The 20,264-nt window shown below is 33.6% G+C and carries 25 protein-coding genes and 3 pseudogenes; 1 reads left to right on the top strand and 27 read right to left on the bottom strand.

What is annotated here, in order from left to right; all coding sequences use genetic code 11:
* Positions 1 to 14 precede the first annotated feature (14 nt).
* The 19 genes and pseudogenes from AC3WVA_RS17145 to AC3WVA_RS17055 form a co-directional block, all read right to left on the bottom strand.
* The gene (locus AC3WVA_RS17145) at positions 15 to 1,070 is read right to left on the bottom strand and encodes a DUF58 domain-containing protein (RefSeq protein WP_429603981.1); all 1,056 of its coding nucleotides are present in this window, start codon (positions 1,068 to 1,070) and stop codon (positions 15 to 17) included.
* Positions 1,071 to 1,174: 104 nt separating this feature from the next.
* Entirely contained in the window at positions 1,175 to 2,053 is an 879-nt protein-coding gene (locus tag AC3WVA_RS17140) for an AAA family ATPase (protein WP_349303022.1), read from the bottom strand.
* Between the two features lie 212 nt (positions 2,054 to 2,265).
* Positions 2,266 to 2,400 carry a hypothetical protein gene (locus AC3WVA_RS17135; RefSeq protein WP_001988907.1) on the bottom strand — a complete coding sequence of 45 codons (135 nt, stop codon included), beginning with the start codon at positions 2,398 to 2,400 and terminating at the stop codon, positions 2,266 to 2,268.
* Positions 2,401 to 2,877: 477 nt separating this feature from the next.
* Positions 2,878 to 3,222, bottom strand: a complete 345-nt coding sequence (locus AC3WVA_RS17130; RefSeq protein ID WP_492322060.1) for a hypothetical protein — start codon at positions 3,220 to 3,222, stop codon at positions 2,878 to 2,880.
* The gene (locus AC3WVA_RS17125; RefSeq protein WP_210734244.1) at positions 3,197 to 3,439 is read right to left on the bottom strand and encodes a hypothetical protein; all 243 of its coding nucleotides are present in this window, start codon (positions 3,437 to 3,439) and stop codon (positions 3,197 to 3,199) included. Before AC3WVA_RS17125 ends, AC3WVA_RS17130 begins: the two co-directional genes overlap by 26 nt.
* Positions 3,440 to 3,569: 130 nt before the next feature.
* Entirely contained in the window at positions 3,570 to 3,908 is a 339-nt protein-coding gene (locus AC3WVA_RS17120) for a YxxD family cognate immunity protein YxxD (protein ID WP_098347469.1), read from the bottom strand.
* Between the two features lie 24 nt (positions 3,909 to 3,932).
* Positions 3,933 to 4,205 (bottom strand): annotated as a pseudogene (locus AC3WVA_RS17115) (polymorphic toxin type 50 domain-containing protein); the annotation flags it as partial.
* Between the two features lie 432 nt (positions 4,206 to 4,637).
* Positions 4,638 to 4,994 carry an Imm3 family immunity protein gene (locus AC3WVA_RS17110; protein ID WP_098347470.1) on the bottom strand — a complete coding sequence of 119 codons (357 nt, stop codon included), beginning with the start codon at positions 4,992 to 4,994 and terminating at the stop codon, positions 4,638 to 4,640.
* A 15-nt stretch (positions 4,995 to 5,009) separates the two neighbouring features.
* Positions 5,010 to 6,173, bottom strand: a pseudogene (locus AC3WVA_RS17105) (deaminase domain-containing protein); the annotation flags it as partial.
* A 160-nt stretch (positions 6,174 to 6,333) separates the two neighbouring features.
* Complete coding sequence (locus AC3WVA_RS17100; RefSeq protein WP_492322059.1) at positions 6,334 to 7,581, bottom strand: PoNi-like cognate immunity protein; 1,248 nt, start codon at positions 7,579 to 7,581, stop codon at positions 6,334 to 6,336.
* Between the two features lie 28 nt (positions 7,582 to 7,609).
* Complete coding sequence (locus tag AC3WVA_RS17095) at positions 7,610 to 7,816, bottom strand: hypothetical protein (RefSeq protein WP_078437904.1); 207 nt, start codon at positions 7,814 to 7,816, stop codon at positions 7,610 to 7,612.
* 339 nt (positions 7,817 to 8,155) lie between these two features.
* A complete protein-coding gene (locus tag AC3WVA_RS17090) occupies positions 8,156 to 8,287 on the bottom strand; it encodes a hypothetical protein (RefSeq protein ID WP_016118155.1) in 132 nt (43 codons plus the stop codon).
* A gap of 281 nt (positions 8,288 to 8,568) precedes the next feature.
* Positions 8,569 to 8,820 carry a hypothetical protein gene (locus AC3WVA_RS17085; RefSeq protein ID WP_000268085.1) on the bottom strand — a complete coding sequence of 84 codons (252 nt, stop codon included), beginning with the start codon at positions 8,818 to 8,820 and terminating at the stop codon, positions 8,569 to 8,571.
* A gap of 27 nt (positions 8,821 to 8,847) precedes the next feature.
* Positions 8,848 to 10,365: a T7SS effector LXG polymorphic toxin gene (locus AC3WVA_RS17080; RefSeq protein WP_492322058.1), complete on the bottom strand. Its 1,518-nt coding sequence runs from the start codon at positions 10,363 to 10,365 to the stop codon at positions 8,848 to 8,850.
* Between the two features lie 23 nt (positions 10,366 to 10,388).
* Positions 10,389 to 10,724, bottom strand: a complete 336-nt coding sequence (locus AC3WVA_RS17075) for a DUF3958 family protein (RefSeq protein ID WP_098347022.1) — start codon at positions 10,722 to 10,724, stop codon at positions 10,389 to 10,391.
* Between the two features lie 40 nt (positions 10,725 to 10,764).
* Positions 10,765 to 11,040, bottom strand: a complete 276-nt coding sequence (locus AC3WVA_RS17070; protein ID WP_000503628.1) for a TIGR04197 family type VII secretion effector — start codon at positions 11,038 to 11,040, stop codon at positions 10,765 to 10,767.
* A 211-nt stretch (positions 11,041 to 11,251) separates the two neighbouring features.
* Positions 11,252 to 11,545, bottom strand: coding sequence for a putative quinol monooxygenase (locus AC3WVA_RS17065; protein WP_071759054.1), 294 nt, complete (start codon positions 11,543 to 11,545; stop codon positions 11,252 to 11,254).
* Positions 11,546 to 11,584: 39 nt separating this feature from the next.
* Complete coding sequence (locus AC3WVA_RS17060; protein WP_071759055.1) at positions 11,585 to 12,223, bottom strand: nitroreductase family protein; 639 nt, start codon at positions 12,221 to 12,223, stop codon at positions 11,585 to 11,587.
* A gap of 18 nt (positions 12,224 to 12,241) precedes the next feature.
* Positions 12,242 to 12,670, bottom strand: a complete 429-nt coding sequence (locus AC3WVA_RS17055) for a MarR family winged helix-turn-helix transcriptional regulator (RefSeq protein ID WP_000204162.1) — start codon at positions 12,668 to 12,670, stop codon at positions 12,242 to 12,244.
* A 265-nt stretch (positions 12,671 to 12,935) separates the two neighbouring features.
* On the opposite strand from AC3WVA_RS17055, the gene AC3WVA_RS17050 reads away from it, so the two are divergent.
* The gene (locus tag AC3WVA_RS17050; protein WP_098347023.1) at positions 12,936 to 14,879 is read left to right on the top strand and encodes an elongation factor G; all 1,944 of its coding nucleotides are present in this window, start codon (positions 12,936 to 12,938) and stop codon (positions 14,877 to 14,879) included.
* Between the two features lie 31 nt (positions 14,880 to 14,910).
* Here the strand turns inward: AC3WVA_RS17050 and AC3WVA_RS17045 are convergent, their stop codons facing one another.
* The 8 genes and pseudogenes from AC3WVA_RS17045 to AC3WVA_RS17010 all read right to left on the bottom strand — a co-directional run bounded on the left by AC3WVA_RS17045 (position 14,911) and on the right by AC3WVA_RS17010 (position 20,193).
* On the bottom strand, positions 14,911 to 15,570 hold the full coding sequence (locus AC3WVA_RS17045; RefSeq protein ID WP_098347024.1) for an alpha/beta hydrolase: 660 nt from the start codon (positions 15,568 to 15,570) through the stop codon (positions 14,911 to 14,913).
* A gap of 20 nt (positions 15,571 to 15,590) precedes the next feature.
* Positions 15,591 to 16,058, bottom strand: coding sequence for an NUDIX hydrolase (locus AC3WVA_RS17040; protein WP_098347025.1), 468 nt, complete (start codon positions 16,056 to 16,058; stop codon positions 15,591 to 15,593).
* A gap of 352 nt (positions 16,059 to 16,410) precedes the next feature.
* Positions 16,411 to 16,710, bottom strand: a complete 300-nt coding sequence (locus AC3WVA_RS17035) for a YfzA family protein (RefSeq protein WP_098347026.1) — start codon at positions 16,708 to 16,710, stop codon at positions 16,411 to 16,413.
* A gap of 29 nt (positions 16,711 to 16,739) precedes the next feature.
* On the bottom strand, positions 16,740 to 17,357 hold the full coding sequence (locus AC3WVA_RS17030; protein ID WP_000933342.1) for an ABC-2 transporter permease: 618 nt from the start codon (positions 17,355 to 17,357) through the stop codon (positions 16,740 to 16,742).
* The gene (locus AC3WVA_RS17025; RefSeq protein WP_142321068.1) at positions 17,350 to 18,216 is read right to left on the bottom strand and encodes an ABC transporter ATP-binding protein; all 867 of its coding nucleotides are present in this window, start codon (positions 18,214 to 18,216) and stop codon (positions 17,350 to 17,352) included. Before AC3WVA_RS17025 ends, AC3WVA_RS17030 begins: the two co-directional genes overlap by 8 nt.
* Complete coding sequence (locus tag AC3WVA_RS17020) at positions 18,204 to 18,593, bottom strand: GntR family transcriptional regulator (protein WP_001167593.1); 390 nt, start codon at positions 18,591 to 18,593, stop codon at positions 18,204 to 18,206. Before AC3WVA_RS17020 ends, AC3WVA_RS17025 begins: the two co-directional genes overlap by 13 nt.
* Positions 18,594 to 19,036: 443 nt before the next feature.
* Positions 19,037 to 19,126 (bottom strand): annotated as a pseudogene (locus tag AC3WVA_RS17015) (SMI1/KNR4 family protein); the annotation flags it as partial.
* A gap of 41 nt (positions 19,127 to 19,167) precedes the next feature.
* Positions 19,168 to 20,193, bottom strand: coding sequence for an SDR family oxidoreductase (locus tag AC3WVA_RS17010; RefSeq protein ID WP_000697706.1), 1,026 nt, complete (start codon positions 20,191 to 20,193; stop codon positions 19,168 to 19,170).
* Between the last annotated feature and the right edge of the window lie 71 nt (positions 20,194 to 20,264).

Here is a 20,264-nt window from a genome sequence, read left to right as displayed (position 1 = left end):
ACATAAACCCCTTCTTATTCTTTAATTACGACCCATTTATTCGTTCTACTGTATTTCCTTGGGGAAGTACCAAGAATTAAAGGAACTGCATCCAATTCTTTTCGACGAAAGCCTGCTGTGTAAAAATAAGTAGAAGATACAGGAGTATCTTGGTCCGATATTGAGGCAAGTACTTTTAATACATTTTGCAAATGTTTTCGGTTATGACCGTTCTTTATATGTAGCAAACCGTTATCTTTTACGCTATTGATCCATACTTCAAATGAACAGTTTTGCATAAGCAGTTGTTTACAGATGCCTGCCGTTAATTCAATGAGTTCCTCTGTATCATTTCTTAAAGAAATACCGCTTTTATTTTGCAAGTTGAGATATATCGCATATTTATCTGATTGTGTTCGCTCGTACTTTTTCGCGGTTATCGTCCCTGTTTTCGCTGTCGCACTCCAGTGGATAGAACGAAAATCTTCATTTTCATACGACTTCACTCCCATTACTTTCGTTTCGTCATATAAGGGTGATGACATCGCTTTTCGAAATCCTCTTGACCATTCTTGTAATTCAGGAACTTGCATTTTCGGAACAGCTGGTAAGACTAAATATGACGGCGTTTCAACTTGTTTATATGTTATATGGTTCGTTATGAATCCAAAGAGATCCGTAATGACAATTTCTACTTCTTCCCATTTCGCAATTCCTCTTTTTACAGCTACAGCTTGCAAATCAAATGAAACTGACTCCCTTCCTTTTAAATTAAAATTCATATAATAATTTGAACCTGTATTCATATTTTTGTTTATTTCATCATGATTCCAAGTTAGCTTATTTTCACATTTAAATCGAAATACGATATTGAAAATAGGGAATAACGACTTGTTTGAAATTTTCATTTTGCACATATTCGTTTCACCTATAAAAACGTTTGAATTTCCTTGACTGTATTCCCATTCAACACGAGATACTTTACGTATGTACACGTACATAGCACCTATTAAAATTACATACAAAAATACGAGAGATAAAAATAGTAGATTACTTGAAAATACACATAAAATAACGGCTACAACTGACATAACTCCAATTACGAAAGGCTCCGCTAACGGTGTATACACAAGTTGTTAATTCATTGTACATTCTCCACTGGTACATTAATCGTATGAAGAATTTCTTTCATGATTTATTCTTTCGTCGTTTTCATCTCACCTTCAATCGTTAACGTTAAACGATGAGCACAAACGGATGCAGCAAGCGTCTTAATATCATCTGGCGTACAATACTCTCTTTCATTTAATATTGCCCGTGCTTGAATTGCTCTCATAAATGCTAATGTACCCCGCGGACTTACACCAATTTCAATTAACTCATGTTTACGCGTTGCCTCAATAATTTCAAGTAGATAATCTTGCACATCATTTCCTACTAACACTTCTCTTGCACGCTTTTGCACCGTAATAATTTCTTCAGTTGAAATAATTGAATGTAACGTTTCTAACGGATCATTCGTTTGGAAACGATTCATCATCTCTTTTTCTGCTTCTCTCGTAGGATAGCCTTGGCGTATAGTAAGTAAAAATCGATCTAACTGAGCATCAGGTAAAGGAAATGTACCGGCCGATTCAAGAGGATTTTGCGTTGCAATTACTAAAAAAGGTTCTGGTAATGAATGTGTCTGTTTCGCAATCGTAACAGTACGTTCTTCCATCACTTCGAGTAACGAAGATTGCGTTCTCGGTACAGCACGATTAATTTCATCCACTACTACTATATTGGCAAAAATAGGACCTAACCTCGTTTTAAATTCCGATTCCTTCACATTAAAATATTCGAGACCAATAACATCGCCCGGCAAAGTATCCGCTGTGAATTGAATTCTTTGAAATTTAGCGTCTACACTTTTAGCCAAACTTTTCGCTAATGTTGTTTTTCCAGTCCCCGGTACATCCTCTAATAAAATGTGTCCTCTTGCTATTAGAGCAATGGCTGCTAGTTCTATCGATTCGTCTTTTCCTATAATAACTTTCGAAATATTGTTAGTAATTTTCTTTAATGTACTCATATAGTAACCTACCACCTTTTAATTTTCTAAAAATTAAGAATATACACTTTCCAAATTATAACATATGACACAAAGTTGAAACAGAGCAACAAGCAAACTTATATTTTTACTTTACTCCACGTAAAAAAAAGCACCTATTGTCCTCTGTTGACAATAAAGTGCTTAACTCACGTGATTTTCATATTGGGCATTTGACACCTTATATAAATACATTATCTTTCCTCTCTGCACAAATGAATATAATGACCAAAATCAGGAAACACATCCCATTTATTTTCAAGATCATCATGATTCTCTCGTTCCTCAACTAACCCTCTATTCACATCCACCTTTTTCATTCGTAGCATTAAATCCAGCTTCCTTTAAACTTTGATTATTCAATAAATTATCACTTGATTTTATTTCACCATAATTACCTTTTTGCTTATTTGTAGCTGTTTTTGCATCAAAATTATTTACATTTGTATTATTGTTACTGCTAGGTTTGCCGTTAGCCGCACCCTAAGTATCATCCTTAACCCCTTTAAACCAACCAATTTCTTCCTAAAGCTTTGAAATCTTACTTTGAGTATAGGCTTTCGTCTCTTTATGACTTAGGGTGATTGCCTCTTCAAATATTAACTACTATAATTACAAGTAAATTAAAACAAACTTAAAAAGAATGAATTCTTTACTATACAGAATTCATTCCTCACTAGTTGCTTAAAATATTTATCTAACTCTTTAGGTTTAATTCACATTCAATCTCCCCTAAACATACATTAAATTTCCCTCCATATTTTTAAATTCCTAAGAATGATGGAAAGCTAGCATCCCCTGTAAGCTTATGCTGAATACCACTCTTCCGTAGAAAAATTATCAGCATTTGAATTTCCTTCTAACTCCCATTCACTAACAAAATTAATTATTTCTCCTAAAATTAGATTTATATCATGATTTTTTATAATCAAACCTCTATGATTATTCCAAGTAAAATCAATTTCGATATTTATATTCAACCCATCCCCACATTTACTTAAAAAGTCATTCATTACTAAGGTAAAACATGAATTCACAAAATTATCAGAAACCCAAATTACGGATGAATCATCATTAACCTTCTCTATTCTAAATCTTAAATTATTGTATGTAATCCACTTTATATTACCTTGTATTTTTTCTTCTTTCATAATTATTTTCCTCCCATACTATGACATCCATTGCTGGATTTGTTTTTAAACTGCCATATATCACATTTTCCCATGAACCATACTTTTTATAAAGTTGTTCAGGTGTAGGTCCTTCTGCCTTGCCATATTCAAGAATATTTCTTTCATTGCATTCAATCCATGTTTTTTCACAAAATCGGCATTGAGATTTCTTATTAGATATCCTAAGTACACTCATACTCTCATCCGTCTCTTTTTCTTATAGTCAATTTTATACCATCGATGAACACCCTTTACAGGTGTAAAAACATAGAAAAAACCTTGAAAAGCATATATGCCAATCAGGGTCTCATTTTAAATACCACCTATTATTTACATATTTCTCTTTCCCATACTCTTTTTCCGTCAGTTAAAAACACTGCACTTGGCGGATCATCATAGATAGAAATTTCAACCAATGAACTTTTTTCTTGTTTCAACCAATTATATACAGCACCCTCGTTAGTAGTAGGTTGGGATAAAATATGATTTACTCTAAATACAGCTGCATCATATTCTGTATAATTTATATCATCCTCATCTAGTCCGTTGTCTGTTTCAAAAACTGTATCTAGTTCACCAATAATCCTCAATCCACTTTTCCATTCTAGTATCATGTCACAATGTTCATAATTTATTAATGTTCCAATTAAAGAATCATACCCCATATGCATCCTCTTTTCTTATGCTTTTTATGGTCTTGATGGTACTATATGAGCGCCATCTTTTCCATAATGAATCAACCCTTTAGTAGTCTCATGGTATTCACCAGTATTGCGGTCATAGTATTTTCCTATCGGCTCACCAAAGTTTACTCTTTCTCTACCGTTTTTTAATAGTTCACCTTTCCCAGCCAACTTATCAAGCAATTCTTGCGCTATTTTATTATCACCATAGAAAATGCTCTTATTTTTTCCGTTTGCTAATTCTTGTTTATAGTTCGGTAAATCGGGAATATGCTTGCCTTGAGCACCCGGCTATACTTTAACTGAAAATCCATGTACTTCTTTGTAAGTTCCTATAGATACGGACTTCTTTTCATACAAAGGTAAGCCATTACCCGTACCTCGTAATCTTAAAATAAAAAGCACTTGTTTCCCATAGGCGACAAGTGCTTTAAGTTCATCTGTTTTTAAGTAGCATAAATTTGTAAGTTTTATAGTAACAGTATGACACCTTTTTTATGTCGTGCCAACTACTACGTTAAAACTTACGAGTTTGTACTAGTTCGTTAGTTTATTATACATTCCATGTGTTTATATTCATCATTCATGTTGTCCAAAGCATAAATATCCCATAAAAAGCACCTGATGCCCTAAAAGGAAATCAAGTGCTTTTTAGTTAATTACATCATCAATTCATAATTTTAAAATATTCTTGTTCAATTTCGCAAATAACTACTCGGAATAAGGGTTATAATCTATCTCAACCTTACTAAGACCATCTAATACTTTCTCTATCCTATTAGTCAAGTCTGCTATTTCTTCATGTGTCAGTTCGTTTGTAACATCTAAATCTTTAAACATACTTAATCTCTTTGTTATCCCTTCAACATACCCAATAAAGACCTTATTTTTGGATAACAATATTTCCCCTACAGCAGTATCAACAATAAAGTCTTCTACCTTTCCAAGATTTATATATTCATTAACAGTTCTTGCTATTGCATATTCATGTCCCCTATTTAATTTTAAATAATCATTATAGTCTTCGTTAATCGCCTCAAATATTTCATTATATTCCCAGTCTTCCATGATATCACTCCTCTTTTATGGTTTAAGTCTTTCACCGTTATTGTGAATAACTTCCAATTCAATATTCTTATATTTATTAGCAAATTCAGCTATTACTTTGCTACAACTATCACACGTATCTAGTTCTGTGAATAACTTAATTTTACCAGTAGCATTTACATCATCACCCAGTTTTAAAGCAATTTCATTCAAAATTTTATACTCAGTGTCAGAATCTCGCATATAAGGTTTTCCATCTTTACCAGGTGCTAGAGATGCCTCAAAAATTGGCTCATTTGGTTTTAATGAAATTTCAGGAACTTTTTCTTCTAAATTCCCTTTAAATTCATCTATTTTACTTGAAGCATAAAACTCCTTTTTGTTTAAACTATTAACATCCACCTCTGCAAGGGCAAAATTACCAGCTTTTTTATATTTACTTGATAAATTCCCTCTTAGCTCTTTCACTCTATCAATTATATGTGCTTCCGCTACTAAATCTATTTGTCTCGTTGGATACACTTTTCCCGTACCCTTAGCAACCCCCGCACTCCCAGACGTTGCTTTCTTCACATCTCCAACCTTTTTTAAATCATGAAGTTTATCAACTATTTTTACACCTTTCCCATATGGAGTCATCATCCCAACTGCTAGGAGTTTTTCACCATAGGTAGCTTCTGGGTCAAAGAGTGTGAAAAGATTACCAAAGAGAAAATCGAATCCAAACTTCGCCACACCGATTAAAAAAGGATCGAGTACTGGCCTTCTACCACCGACTGGCTGGCCAAAAATGTTATGCTCCATTTCATAATCATCGGTTTCAACTTGGAAATCATTACCTATATTCCCTTTTATTGTACTATTTTTAATTCCTTCAAGGTATTTTTGTGTCGCTTGTATCTCTTCTTTTGTAAATCTATTATTGATAGATTGATTTTCGCTGCTTATTCCTTCAATGTCGTTATACACATTGTGCTCTAAATCTACACTTTTTCCAATACCATTGCCAGATTTCCGTATTTTCTCTTCTATAATTATTTGAATTTTCTTTGCCCATTCCATATTTAACTTTTCACTATGAAACGTCCCACTCACAGGACTAAATCCTTTCCCGCTTTGCACTTCAGCGAGTCCGGCTGTGATGCTAGCTGCTAATTGGAGGGCGGTGCTGTAGTTGTTGCTGGATGAATGATTCAATTCATTAAACACGCTACTTAATTTACAAAACCATTCGCAAACACAAAAATAGTGGCAGTTGGATTCTCCAAACTACCACTATTTTTAAATTCTTCATTCATTAAATTCCGTATAAATTAGTTTTTTAACATTACTCATGATGCGTAATATTTCGATATGTTCGTTATAGAACTTCCTCTACATCAACACTCTCTATCTTCACTTCATACATATTTGGGATATTTACTTCTTTTGGTACCCATGCATAATAATTTTGATCATTCTCTAAAACGAATTGAACTAACTTTGTTTCTGATCCATTCCAGAAATTTTTAAGATTATCAATGTAGTCCTCTAAATCTTCTTTATAGTCCAATTGTAATATATAATCTCTTACCGTCAGGGCAAACACAATTAAACTTCCTAATAGGTTTTTTTGCTCATTTTCTTCTTCATACTCTTGTGGTAAGAACCACGCTTGACCTATTCCTATCGTTTTTTTGTATTTTTCATAAAAACTACTATCATCCATATTCTCATAGTCATGTATTAATTCATTGACCAATGAATGCCATTTTGGCGGAATAATATTTTCCAATGCAGGATTATGTTCAATTCCTTCTACTATTTCTTCATTTTCTTCTGTCTCATCTTCATAGTGATATTCACTTAGGTCTATATGCTTAAATTTCATTTCATTTTTATAATGTGCCAAATCATAAGGATAGTGATTATTATCTTTTAAACATGTATCATCAAGTTCCAAAATTTTCGCAAGCGCCGCTGTTTCAAAACTCCAATATCCTACATATCCAGGTTCCTTATGTGCATTTTTCCATTCATAATCATAATGGCCTCTAAACCATTCTTTCTCCATATACGTTTGCAATCTTTTAGACGCTTCTTTTTTATCTGTTTGTGCAAGTTCTATAATCTCTCTCGTTTTTGCATATGGATTTTCTTTATAATATCTGTTCGTCATGTTTGTGTATCCAATATCACTAGCGCATAAGAGGAAATCAATTACTACGTCATTCATATTTTCCTTCTCAACTAGCTTAGCTAAACTTACAAGATTCTTTTTCTCCGTCTCTAATAAAATTCCTAGAGATATCATCCAAATTAGATTTAAATATCCAACTTCTCTTTCCCCTATTTGCCCCAAATCAATAAGAGCGTTGTCAAAATCTCCTTCTATTGTATGAATAGCTTCTCCTATGGAGTATTTTGCGTTAATATCCTCTAACTCATAATTAAAATTTAATAGATATCTTCCTTCTATAAGACTTTTATTATCATTAGGCTTTCTTTGAATACCATTCCTTTCATCTTCTTCAAAACTTTTAATCTCCTCTCTATTTTCCTCAATAAACTCTTTATTATATTTTATTCCTTCTCTACATTTTTCTTCTATACATAAAGGATCTCTCATACTATTCAATTCCTCCTATTGCCTTAATTTATGGCCATTCTCCAATTATGTCTCCCTTTGCATCTATTCTAAATGTTTTCACATTTCCACTACTATCAACTTTTGATAACACTCTTTCAATTTCCTTATCTTGTAATGCTTTCGTAATCTTTGATGCTAATTTCACATCTCCATCAACAGCCTTCAATATCCTACTTTTTCGCGTCTTCGCACCATTCAACCAATCATTTGACATTTGTCGTCCATCTTTAGTTTTACTTAGTTTAGCACCACCACATAATCAATTTGAACAGACGAAAGGTGAGCCCACATTTCTCGCAAGCCCACCCTGTCTATTTCTGATGCTTCTTCATTCATTTTTGCGCAATTAATTTCTTTATCTCTAAAAATATACATGGAGTACAATCCTTGTTCTTCACAGTATACTTTAATTTCATCTTTTTAATATCTGAAGCTACATCCACCTTTAACTTGCCCTAGTGTTGAAACTCGTTTATCCCTAGAAATTTTTAACTTTCATCTTCCTATTACATAAATTGTAATTTTCGTAACGCTTTTTAACGAATAGCGAGTATTATACGACCTTCTCTTGTAAAAATACAACCCAAAACTTTAAGCCAAGGTAGCACAAGCAAACACTTTCACGTTTTCCATTGTTTATCGCCACGAGCTTTGTCAATCTCGTTAGTTTTTTTACCCACTCCATATAATAACTACCCCTGCCTTGTAAAATGTCATCTCGCCTATTTATCGTACTTATCACTCTATCCGAGTATTAAAACCAAACTCCATGATGGTACTACCATCATGAGCTCTCGATTCTCAAGCAAAACATTTTCTTATTGTCTCACTCAATTATCAACTGTTTTAATATAAATTAAAGTAAAAAACCTTGAGAGGCATTTAGCCAATCAAGGTCCTTATATTGTGCTATATCTCTTAAATACCTATATCTAATAAAAAATTTATAAAATCATGAGCAGGCAATTAAGATTCAATAGTTGTTCGATCAACAAAATTTTGATTTTCTTTAATAATCATTCTTGAAAGTCGTCTTCCTGCTCTCTTAAAGAAGAATTCATCAGCGAACTCTTGTGAATCAATTTGCGATAGTTGGTTGATAACTCCATTTATTTTATCATATTCAATTCGTCCCATTAAATCTTCATTCGGTCCATATTGATAAACCACCCTCTCTTCATCCTCAAATTCCTTCAACATTAAAACAAAAACTGCCATGAATCTTCACTCCTCATAATTTTTCTCCTAATTCCATGGTCTTCCAGATTCTATAGTTTTGTCATGAGCTGTTCTATAATTAGTCTGGAATATACCCTCAAATTTTGACTCGAAAATTTCGTGATGTAATAATTGTATATCAGAATCTACTTGTTTCCCATCTATCAATCTTTGCCATGCTTGAGCTAGTTCGTAGTCCGGATCAAATCTCCCAACTCCATGATCCTTTATATGAGAGTTATTAAAAACATGATCTTTAATCCTTTGTATTCTAGCAACAGAAAAACCTGTATTTTTAGCAACTGCATTCACATCTTCTGTTCCTAGATTTCTAAATTTTTCATACATTTCTTCTGCAATAGCTTCTTCCTTAAAGAACTGCTCTGGGGATATATTTCTTCCACCAGTTTCAGCATATTGTATAGAATCACCCGTACCCTTACCAACTCCCGCACTCCCAGACGTTGCTTTCTTCACATCTCCAACCTTTTTTAAATCATGAAGTTTATCAACTATTTTTACACCTTTCCCATATGGAGTCATCATCCCAACTGCTAGGAGTTTTTCACCATAGGTAGCTTCTGGGTCAAAGAGTGTGAAAAGATCACCAAAGAGAAAATCGAATCCAAACTTCGCCACACCGATTAAAAAAGGATCGAGTACTGGCCTTCTACCACCGACTGGCTGGCCAAAAATGTTATGCTCCATTTCATAATCATCGGTTTCAAATTGGAAATCATTACCTATACTCCCTTTTATTGTACTATTTTTAATTCCTTCAAGGTATTTTTGTGTCGCTTGTATCTCTTCTTTTGTAAATCTATTATTGATAGATTGATTTTCGCTGCTTATTCCTTCAATGTCGTTATACACATTGTGCTCTAAATCTACACTTTTTCCAATCCCATTGCCAGATTTCCGTATTTTCTCTTCTATAATTATTTGAATTTTCTTTGCCCATTCCATATTTAACTTTTCACTATGAAACGTCCCACTCACAGGACTAAATCCTTTCCCGCTTTGTACTTCAGCGAGTCCGGCTGTGATGCTAGCTGCTAATTGGAGGGCGGTGCTGTAGTTGTTGCTGGACGAATGATTGAATTCATATAGACGCTCTAGTTTTTCTTCTAGTTTTTTTCTCATTGCAATTAAGACTGCAATAATTGCGTCTACTCCAGGCATTGGTGTAAGTACTTCTATTGCTTCTATACTTGCAATGGATTGATTGATTTCTTGTATTTGTTGTCTTATTTCATGTTCGATAACATCTGTTGAAGCAACTTTTGCTTGAAAATCATTTGGAAATGCTTCGTTTTGGCGAATTAATTCTTCACATAAGCATATGATTCCTTGCGCTAATGGTCGAAATGTTTGGACAAGGTAGGCTTTTGCACTACTGTATGTTTGTCCTTGTAATACTGTGTCTATCGCAAAGGCATCAATAGATTGAATGGCTTGTTCCATACTTTGAATCGTAGCATTACATATAGCGTTCATACTTTGAGTTTGACTTTGTACTTCTCCCAAATACATGTTTAAACTCATGTATTGACCTCCCTTTGTAGTTGCTACTGTTCATAGGAAAGGTCGTTTTCTTTCTCACTGAGATGCCGTTTTTCTTTAAGCAACGTCTCTTTTTCGTTTTCTAATTCGAATGTAAGTTTTCTTTCATACTGCCCGATCTCTTGCCGCATATTCGTAAAAAGGTGAAATGCTTCTTTGTCACCATACCAAGTTTCTAGTATTCGGTTAAATAAACGATTATTTCTATTTTGCCATTCATGAAAACTAGCCTCAGCTCTTTCTTGATTTTGCAGCGCGATTCGGTTTTCATTTTGTTCTTCAAATATAATTCGTAATTTTTGATTACATTGACTGGTTCTCGTTTCAATTTCTTGACTCATCTTTTCTCCCTACCTTTTCCCCTTTACGTAGGTTGTTACATTATTGAAAAGTCTTTTGAAGTCCGGTATCCATTTTCTCAAATTCATTTGCTACAGAATGGATATTATCAATTGTTTGTTGAAAAGCAACGCAAAATTGTTTCGTGATCTGTAAATTTTGTTGATTTGCTTCTTGTGCTTTGAAGTTCACAGATAGTGTCGTACGCGTTGCCTTATTTATAGAGCGACTAGTAGCACTTTGCATTCGATCTGAAGCATTTCTCATTTTCGTTGCAAGTTGCGTTGCCCTATGCAAATTACTTTGAAATTCTCCCATCACTTACTCCCCTCTACCTTATATTTTCAAGAAAATTATACAATGTAAAAATATTCCAATAAACCGAATGTTCGAATTTAACATACAATTCACCACTATTACTGAAGATAAAAGCAATACTTATCTTTCAACATAACTGTGTCGAAATAATGTTCTACTTATACAAAAAAGATGACCTCAGCTATACGCTAAAGTCATCTTTTCTACCTTATTATTTCACTAACTCTCCATTATAAGCTTTTATATCTAGTGGAGCAGTTAACAACTGTTTTACTTTGCTAACGAAAGATGTGAAGTGTTCACTCGTATTATGACTCGCAACTGCTACTTCATCTTTCCATACTTCTACCATCGTATACACATTTTCTTTTTCTACATCTTTATAAAGATCATAAGATACATTTCCACTTTCTTCTCTTGAACCATGAAGTAATGGTTGAACTTCTTCTAAAAATGTTTGTTGTTTCGTTGGATCTACTTGAAATGTTGCGTGAATAATAATCATGGTGTTTCCCCTCTCATATTTCACTTATTTCTTTTGAAATTACTTCCACTCAGCAACTTTTTCAACTGGAAGACGTACTGATTGGTAACCACTATCAGCAGCTTTTCCGATTGAAATTAACATAACTGGCACATAGCGTTCTTTATCTAATCCGAACGCTTCAGCGATTTGGTCTTTTTCAAAACCACCAATTGGACAAGTATCATAACCGTGAGCACGAGCTGCTAGCATAAATTGCATTGCTACAAGACCACCGTCAATTAGTACTGTATCTTTCATGACTTCTGGTGTAACCATTGAGAAGTAAGCTGAAAGTTTTTTCATCTGGTCTTCTTTTACTTCTGCTGGCATGAAACCGTGCTCTACTGCTGTACCGTAAATTTCTTCTGCGTTATCAAAGTTGTTTAAATCACCAAATAAAGCGATCATTGCTGAAGATGTTTCTACTTGAGATTGATTGAATTTCGCAAGTGGCGCAAGTGTTGCTTTCGCTTCGTCACTTTCAATCACTACGAATCTCCATGGTTGCATATTTACTGAAGATGGTGCAAGTGTTGCTTCTGTAAGAATTTCTGTCATTTCTTCTTTGCTAATTTTCACTGAAGGGTCGTACTTACGAATTGAACGACGTCCTGTTAAAATTTCGTTAAAATCATTTGTTTTTACTGAGTTAGTCATAGTTGTATTCTCCCTTTTTTATAATTCTTTTATATTTTCTTGAATGTGATTTAACATATTTAAAAGATTATCGCGTTCTTCCTCACTTAATCCTTTAAATGCAGATGCTGCAAAACGTTCTTTTTCCTCTTGAAACGCCTGAATTTTATTTCGTCCCTCTTCAGTAAGAGAAACTAACGTAATTCTGTTATCATCTGGATTTTTACGTCTTACAATCATTTCATTGGCCTCAAGCTGCTTTAAATGCCTTGTTATCGCAGCATTATCAATATTCACTTCTTGCTGAAGTGCTTTTTGACTAATTTCACCTACTTCAAATAATTGAAGTATAAGCTCTAATCGAGACTGGCTCATACCCGTACACCCCTCAAATTTCGAACTTACTTCTTTATTTAGAAAGTGTAATTTATATAAAATAATCGCTTCTTTTGAGCATGAACTTGTCAAACTATCCCTCCTTTACATACAAAATAAAAAACATTTGACGTATCAATAGTTGATATGTCAATTAATATAATCTATATCGATTTAGAATGCAAGCATTTTGTTTTCATTTATATTTTTCCAAATTAAGGCGCTTTGTCGCGTTACAAAAAATGTTAATTGCACTATAATAGTACTAATTTAAATGACTGGAGAGTGATTGTAATGCGGCAATACACAAATAGAAATGAGGAATTAAAAATGGAAAATGAAATGAGGATATTCACATATGACAACAATAAATATAGGGATTGTCGCGCATGTAGACGCTGGCAAGACGAGTTTGACTGAGCGTATTCTTTATGAAACGAATGTGATTAAAGAAATTGGCCGAGTAGATAGCGGTAATACACAAACTGACTCAATGGAATTAGAAAGGCAGCGCGGAATTACGATTAAAGCATCTGTCGTCTCTTTCTGTATCAATGACTTAAAAGTAAATGTTATAGATACACCTGGACACTCTGATTTTATCGCTGAAGTGGAGCGATCATTTCGCGTTTTAGACGGTGCAATTTTAGTTATTTCTGCCGTTGAGGGTGTGCAAGCACAAACAAAAATTTTAATGCGCACATTACAGAAATTAAACATACCAACAATAATATTCGTAAATAAAATTGATCGTAGTGGTGCAAATACTGAAAAAGTTGTAAAGCAAATAAAAGATGTTCTTTCAAATGAAGCATTCCCTTTCTACTCTGTAAAAAACGAAGGAACAAAGGAAGCACAAATTTTTGAATACAAATCATATGACGATCGTTTAGAACTGTTAGCACCATATAATGAATCATTACTTGAATCATACGTAAATGACGAAATCGTACCGGACATACTATTAAGAGAAGAACTCATTAAACAAATAGCGCAAGCAAATTTGTTTCCTATCTTTTGTGGTTCAGCTATAACAGGTATGGGAGTAACTGAACTGCTCGAAAATATTTCAGACTTAATTCCTGCTAATAAATCGGCAGAAAACGAAATATTATCCGGTGTTGTTTTTAAAATTGAACGTGAATCTTCTGGGGAAAAGATTGCATATGTAAGAGTGTTTTCTGGTCATTTACACGTTAGAAAATATGTTCATATACAACGTAGTAAATCTCTAGCACATAAAGAAAAGATTAAGAAACTATGTGTATTTCATAACGGAGATGCTATTCAAACTGCTATCGTTCCAAGCGGAGAATTTTGCAAAGTGTGGGGACTAAGTGATATTAAAATTGGTGATATTATTGGTGAACGAACGGATTATATAAAAGATATTCACTTTGCCGAACCGCAAATGGAAGCTGCTATTGAAGCATTACCAAAAGAACGAATTCATGATCTATACGCTGCACTTATGGAACTATGTGAAGAAGATCCGCTCATTAAAGTGTGGAAAGATAATGTTCATAATGAACTATATATTCGCCTTTTCGGTGAGGTCCAAAAAGAAGTAATTGAAACAACACTTTATGATAAATATAATTTACAGGTTACGTTTTCAAATACGCGGGTTGTATGTATCGAGAAACCAATTGGCATAGGTAATAGTGTTGAAGTAATGGGCGAAAAAGCGAATCCGTTTTACGCAACAATTGGTTTTAAAATCGGACGTGGTGAACTGAATTCTGGCATATCATATAAGTTAGGTGTTGAGCTCGGATCACTTCCATTAGCATTTCATAAAGCGATTGAAGATACTGTATTTCAAACGTTAAAACAAGGTTTGTATGGATGGGAAGTTACGGACATTATCGTTACGTTAACCCATACAGGTTATGCTAGTCCTGTTACAACAGCGAGTGACTTTAGAAACTTAGCACCACTCGTACTAATAGATGCTTTAAAGCAAGCCAAAACATGTGTATATGAACCAGTAAACGAGTTTGAATTAACTGTACCGGAACATGCAGTTAGTACTGCGATGTATAAGCTCGCTGCTATTCCAGCAAATTTTAGCGAGCCTATATTAAATAATGACTCCTACCATTTAACAGGCTCATTACCTGTTGCGAAAACGGAGAACTTTAAGCGAATGCTTCATTCATTCACTGAAGGAGAAGGTATTTTTACAACGAAGCCATCTGGTTACAAAGAACTGAAGGCTCCCTTCCCTACTCGAAAACGTGTTGATTATAATCCCCTGAATCGTAAGGATTATTTGCTTCATGTGCTTAGGGCTTATTAAAGTAAAAGAGGTGCAAATTGCACCTCTTTTTTTATGTATTGATAGGTTGGTTTGTCCTAATAACTTCTTTAAGTTTTTTTATTATATTTGCTATCGCCTCAATTGAATTCTCTGTTTCATATTCCCCAACATTTACAGAATGAGTTGCATTTTTGACAACTTGGATCTGTAAATTTGTTTTATATAACGGATCGATTTGATCTGCATTATATTGGTGATCTTTATCTCCAATTACTAATAACCCTTCATGACGACTATGTAAAATCGAATCAAAAATTGAATCAAAAGTAAGCAAAGGTGTAAGTAGTATCATCTTTGACTTTGCAAAATCTTCTCTCTTCATTAAATCATTTGCAATCGGAATTGTTCCGAGTGATTTCCCTAAAAACATAGTATCGTTATATTGCTCACCTTTTAATACTTCCTTCATTATAGGATTAATATCATCCATCATTACTTTCGTTATTTCTTCCATTGGTTTATTCATTACTTGTTCGTCATAAGAATAATGAATATGTACTACATCTATTTTATTTTCGAGCATAAGCATCGTCGCATAATAAAATAACGGTTTATCGTAATTGTATCCCGAGCCTGAAAACATAAAGCATACTGTATTAGAACCTTTTTCAATATGTGTATACGGAATTACTTTTCCTTCTATAAGAATTTCTTTTTTAGTGCCTTTCATCCTTTTCCCCTCCCATACATTTACTTTTGTAAAATGATATGTTCTGTATGAACTAATACATCCTTTACTTTCTCTTTTATAAATGATGGCTGTAAGTTATATGTATCTAACTCTTCTACTGGCACCCACTTAAAGAAATACGTTCTACCTTCTTCTTCCAAAACATATTGCTCCGCTCCATTCGCAGGTAATTGTTTCAGCTCTACTTCATAGTAAAAACTAATTTCATGAAACTTTCGTTCATAAAGTGTAAAGAAATTTTCTACCGACCATATTAATCTCTTCACCTCAATAGGAACCGCTAACTCTTCCGCAAGTTCTCGTGTTAACGCGTCTTCACTATTTTCTAGCATTTTCACTCTTCCGCCTGGTACATACCAAAAATCTTCACCGTCACCTTGCAGAATGAGTATTTTATTATTCTGTTTACAAATTGCTCCGACTCGGTAATTAAAACATGTTTCCTCTACTTTAAATGTTAGATCCACACCATTTCCCCCCATATTTCATTTGAAAATCGCTATAAAACTATTATGTATGTACTGCACAAATAAGATTACTGATTTTTTCCATTTCTTTCAATGATTTTTTAACTTCCAAAAACAATACACATCATTTATCATCACAAGTATAAATACATATGTCACAATCACTGCATACACTAGAGAAGCATTATGGGGGACGAATGGAAACATTGTCAATATACAAAACTGAAAAATCAAATAATTCCTAAGGAATCATTATAAAAGATAAAGTAAAACTTCAATAAATGGAGTTTTATCTTTCCTCTGTTGTTTTTAAATATTGTTAAGACATTATTAAAAAAGATGCAAGGTCAACTTATGTGCTAATTAATTTTTTTCTAGAAAAAGCGTCTTTTATTACACTTGTTAATACATTTAGGAATAGTAAAATAGCCATAACTACCGTTAATACGTTAAATTGCTTTGTTTTGTAAGGAGCGAACCATTCCGTAAAGAACTCTGAATTAACGAAACGCTCCCCAACTCCTCCTTCCTTGAAGTTCGGTATCCACGAATTCATATCAAGGATGATAAAAATTAGTTGCATAACGAAAAATGCTCCAAGAGTTTTCAGCCAATTTCGTATTCGAATAGGACGCCATTTTTTTGATGTCATGTAAATGATCCTCCTTTTAGAACTTGCTATTAAAGGGCCTTGTTCTGATAGATACGAATAGATAATATCCATGAAACCCCATAGCACCCTACTGCTATGACAGCAAATATAAGAAATAATTTCAAATCTGAAATCTCTTTTAAAAAGGTCAGTACGCCATTAGCATATTTATTTAATAAATATGGAGTATTTCGCATTAAATATATAACTCCAATAGATAAAAATATAAAAACTGGTACCAGTGTTTTCACTTTAAATGCAACAAAAAATGGGATGTAAAATGCAGTAATCAGCATGACTGCCAAGAAGCCTAGGATGTAACTTTCTAAGGAAAGTTGAAATTCCATGCTGTCTAAAATGAAATATTTCCCAACCAAACAAAATGGAATGATTACTATTGTAAAAAATAAGGTTCCAACGTATTTTGAACTTATAATTTCCTTCCTAGTATACGGTAATGAGTTTACTAAAATATTAGCATTATCTTTATCATCAGATTGATATGTGTTAATTACAAAAACGGCACTACAAATGATTATGACATATGCAACATCCATGCCGGCCCACAAATAGGTAACTAAAAATAAGAGATAAGCAGGTAAAAAAGTTTTTTGTAAAATCAAATCCTTTTTAATTAAATTAAGCATCTTGACTCCCCCTTTTCATGAAATACATAATATCCTCTAAACTTGGTTTTTCAATCACCACTTCTTTATTAAATAAAGTTTCGATAGAATTTACATTTTCAATCAATCCCTCGAAACCTGTATTTGCCTTACATACAGATATAAATTCACGCTCAGTATCAAAATCTAACATATCTAGTGGTCCTTTGACCAAAATATAATCTTCTGCAATGGCATAAATATCTTTTGTAAAAATATGCTTCCCATTTTGAATAAATGTAATATAATCGGCAATGCGGTCTAAATCCGTTGTAATATGAGATGAGAAAAAGATAGTTTTCTCACCATCCTGCATAATATTTTGTAAAACATCCAATAATTCTCTTCTAAATACCGGATCGAGTCCGGAAGTAGGCTCATCCATAATAATTATTTCAGCATGATGTGAAAGGGCAATTGCAAGAGAGGCTTTCATTTTCATTCCTTTGGAGAATGTTTTCATTTTTTTATTTAATGGTAATTCGAACAGATCTTTATAATATGTAAATTGGTTAAAATCCCATTTTTTATAAGCAGGCGCAATAATTTTAGTAATTTCCTTTAATGTGAGTTCATCATAAAACACATTATCGTCATAAACGAAACCAATTCTTTCTTTAATTCGCTTCGCATCAGTCGAATAGTTCATGCCAAATAAGGAGACATTTCCACTATCCGGGTTCATTAGATTCATAATCATTTTAATCGTTGTAGATTTACCTGATCCATTTCCCCCAATAAAACCCGTAACAAATCCTTTTTTTACTTCCATCGAAAAATTTTTAATTTGAAATCCTTTAAAAGATTTACTGACATTTTGAAGTTCTATTACGTTTTCCAAGAGTTTTCCTCCTCGTATAAAATTGTAAGCATTTCTTTTAGATCATTTAAAGAAACATCCATTTGTTTAGCATTTTGAATCGCTTCACACAACTTTTCTTCAACTGTCTTTAATTTTTTTTCTTTCATAGTTTCAATGTTTTGTTCTGCTACAAAGGACCCCCTTCCGACAATTGAATAAATAAAACCGTCTTTTTCCAGTTCTTCATATGCTCTTTTCGTTGTAATAATACTTACTCTTAAATCTTTTGCTAACTGACGCATTGAAGGAAGAGCATCTCCTTGCTTTAAATCACCTAGTAAAATAAGTTTTTTTATTTGGACGCCAATTTGTTCATAAATAGGTTCCTTTGAAGTGTTCGTAATAACGATTTGCATGCAAATACCTCTTTTTAAAAATATTGTATATATACTTTATATACAATATATACTATCGCATATTGTAAATCAACAGAAAATTTCCAAAATATAGTCACAAACACAATCTAATAATAGTAATTCATACAACTTATTTATACGGGGCTTCCTCATATTTGCTCGATTTTGAGGTGGAAGTCTTACTGCTATCTAATGCGGTATAAAGACTACGTTGTGTTTTAGGCACAGCTGGTAGTGTAAAAGCAATAGAGTTTGAAACAGAAGAACAATCTGAGGGAGTTGATATGAAGTTAGACTGGAATGAAGATGACGAAGAAGGATTAAAAAAGATGTTTCCTAAGTTATAGGACATGTACGGGGAAGAATCGATAGAGTGGTAGATTTTTCAATTGCAAAAAACGCCTTGTTTCTTTCGTAACAAGGCGTTTTTCATGATACTATGTTTAAATTGTTATCTTCCCACTTTCCCACCACTTCATGAAAGTTTCTAACGAAGGAGCAACCCAAGTTCTACTATTATTTTTATGATTCCATCTTATGTGCAATCAAGTATATTCAAAGGGCTCATCTAAATTTATTGATACCACTTTTCTAACAAATCTTTCTCCCTCTCGCCTGAAATACCTGCTTTTAATTCCCATTCGTCCACACTCTTCATCCACTCATACACATCTGTAACTGTATGTTCTAATCTTCTAAAAGTAAGCCCTTCTTTCACAGCACTATCTATACTAATAGAAAAACCACCTTTCCACGGCTTCGTCTCACCTTCTAATGAAAAAGTTTCTGGAAGCCATAGTGGCATCTCTGTCCAAGGCTGTACTTTATGTTCATTCATAAATGATTCATCTACCCAAACGAATGCAGCATCACTACTCGTAACCTTTTTACACGTATTTAATAGCTCTTCCATCGTCAATTCATAACTTGGACCTGTAACATTGAATATACCTGCTTTATTGTTTTCTGCCATGTTTAGTCCCCAGTTTGCGACGTCTTTTATATCAACTACCTGCACTGGGCGGTCTTTTCTTCCTGGAACTAACACTTCTCCTCCCTTTGCTACACGCCCAATCCAGTATGGAAGCCGGTCTGTATAATCATACATACCTGAAAGAAGTCCTGCTCTTACGTGTAGAACACGCCCCGGCCAATACTTCTCTGCTTCTTTTTCACACAATACTTTCAGCGCACCATAATACTCATAAGGAGAAACTTCACCATTCTCCACAGCCTTTAATTGATCACCCGTAGGTTCAGCTTGTAATATATAATCTTCTTTTATTTGATGCGGAATCCAATCTTTATATACAGAAAGACTTGAAATGAATATATAATGCTTTATATTATCCCGTAACACTTCTCCAACATTTCTAATATGATGCGGAGAAAATCCACACGTGTCGACTACCGCATCCCATTTTCGATTTTCTAAACTTGAAACATCATTATTTCTATCACCAATTAACTGCTCTACTTCAGGAAAAATTTCTTTATTTGTTCCGCGATTAAATAATGTAACTTCATGCCCTCTTTTTAATGCCTCTTCTACAAAAGCTCTTCCTAAAAATCGTGTACCACCTAGAATTAAAATTTTCATGGTTCTCCCCCATTCGTATTAATAACCCTTCCTAATGTTTAACGATTTTTTATTGAGGAAAGTTACGGGGA

The organism is Bacillus sp. EB106-04-02-XG92, assembly GCF_058791995.1.
Note: the sequence above shows the minus strand (reverse complement) of the source record. Positions and strands in the feature narration are given on the sequence as shown.

Bases quoted from the DNA above. Each gene is read 5' to 3' on its own strand.
- AC3WVA_RS17075 (WP_098347022.1), bottom strand. From the start codon at position 10,724: ATGAGTCAAGAAATTGAAACGAGAACCAGTCAATGTAATCAAAAATTA.
- AC3WVA_RS17050 (WP_098347023.1), top strand. From the start codon at position 12,936: ATGACAACAATAAATATAGGGATTGTCGCGCATGTAGACGCTGGCAAG.
- AC3WVA_RS17010 (WP_000697706.1), bottom strand. From the start codon at position 20,193: ATGAAAATTTTAATTCTAGGTGGTACACGATTTTTAGGAAGAGCTTTT.
- AC3WVA_RS17120 (WP_098347469.1), bottom strand. From the start codon at position 3,908: ATGGGGTATGATTCTTTAATTGGAACATTAATAAATTATGAACATTGT.
- AC3WVA_RS17095 (WP_078437904.1), bottom strand. From the start codon at position 7,816: ATGTCAAATGATTGGTTGAATGGTGCGAAGACGCGAAAAAGTAGGATA.
- AC3WVA_RS17090 (WP_016118155.1), bottom strand. From the start codon at position 8,287: ATGGAGTGGGTAAAAAAACTAACGAGATTGACAAAGCTCGTGGCGATA.
- AC3WVA_RS17030 (WP_000933342.1), bottom strand. From the start codon at position 17,357: ATGCTTAATTTAATTAAAAAGGATTTGATTTTACAAAAAACTTTTTTA.
- AC3WVA_RS17035 (WP_098347026.1), bottom strand. From the start codon at position 16,710: ATGACATCAAAAAAATGGCGTCCTATTCGAATACGAAATTGGCTGAAA.
- AC3WVA_RS17085 (WP_000268085.1), bottom strand. From the start codon at position 8,820: ATGGCAGTTTTTGTTTTAATGTTGAAGGAATTTGAGGATGAAGAGAGG.
- AC3WVA_RS17140 (WP_349303022.1), bottom strand. From the start codon at position 2,053: ATGAGTACATTAAAGAAAATTACTAACAATATTTCGAAAGTTATTATA.
- AC3WVA_RS17110 (WP_098347470.1), bottom strand. From the start codon at position 4,994: ATGGAAGACTGGGAATATAATGAAATATTTGAGGCGATTAACGAAGAC.
- AC3WVA_RS17070 (WP_000503628.1), bottom strand. From the start codon at position 11,040: ATGGGAGAATTTCAAAGTAATTTGCATAGGGCAACGCAACTTGCAACG.
- AC3WVA_RS17145 (WP_429603981.1), bottom strand. From the start codon at position 1,070: ATGTCAGTTGTAGCCGTTATTTTATGTGTATTTTCAAGTAATCTACTA.
- AC3WVA_RS17080 (WP_492322058.1), bottom strand. From the start codon at position 10,365: ATGAGTTTAAACATGTATTTGGGAGAAGTACAAAGTCAAACTCAAAGT.
- AC3WVA_RS17045 (WP_098347024.1), bottom strand. From the start codon at position 15,570: ATGAAAGGCACTAAAAAAGAAATTCTTATAGAAGGAAAAGTAATTCCG.
- AC3WVA_RS17100 (WP_492322059.1), bottom strand. From the start codon at position 7,581: ATGAGAGATCCTTTATGTATAGAAGAAAAATGTAGAGAAGGAATAAAA.
- AC3WVA_RS17130 (WP_492322060.1), bottom strand. From the start codon at position 3,222: ATGAAAGAAGAAAAAATACAAGGTAATATAAAGTGGATTACATACAAT.
- AC3WVA_RS17020 (WP_001167593.1), bottom strand. From the start codon at position 18,593: ATGCAAATCGTTATTACGAACACTTCAAAGGAACCTATTTATGAACAA.
- AC3WVA_RS17065 (WP_071759054.1), bottom strand. From the start codon at position 11,545: ATGATTATTATTCACGCAACATTTCAAGTAGATCCAACGAAACAACAA.
- AC3WVA_RS17135 (WP_001988907.1), bottom strand. From the start codon at position 2,400: ATGCTACGAATGAAAAAGGTGGATGTGAATAGAGGGTTAGTTGAGGAA.
- AC3WVA_RS17060 (WP_071759055.1), bottom strand. From the start codon at position 12,223: ATGACTAACTCAGTAAAAACAAATGATTTTAACGAAATTTTAACAGGA.
- AC3WVA_RS17125 (WP_210734244.1), bottom strand. From the start codon at position 3,439: ATGAGTGTACTTAGGATATCTAATAAGAAATCTCAATGCCGATTTTGT.